1 pseudogene is annotated in these 248 nt (G+C 39.5%); it reads left to right on the top strand.

Annotated elements, in window-relative coordinates:
- Positions 1-248 (top strand): annotated as a pseudogene (locus tag Q4550_RS23815) (Tex-like N-terminal domain-containing protein); the annotation flags it as partial.

Genomic DNA, 248 nt, shown 5'->3' with positions numbered 1-248 from the left:
GAGTTGATTTGGAATCAAGAGCCTTTCAACATCGAGCAAGAGGCGGCAAAATATCTTTCAGAGGAACATGAATTACATACTAATGAGGATGTATTAGCTGGAGTTAATGATATTATTGCGGAATGGATTTCAGATGATGCGGCTTACCGTGACTACATTCGCGAGGAAACATTTAAACGCGGTACTATCCAGGCAGAAGTAAAAAATGCCGAGAAGGATGAAAAAGGCGTTTATGAAATGTATTATGC

Source organism: Anaerobacillus sp. 1_MG-2023 (assembly GCF_030547345.1).
Taxonomy (GTDB): Bacteria; Bacillota; Bacilli; order Bacillales; family Guptibacillaceae; genus Guptibacillus; species Guptibacillus hwajinpoensis_B.
The sequence above is the reverse complement of the archived record's forward strand: the minus strand, read 5'-3'. Positions and strand labels throughout refer to the sequence as shown.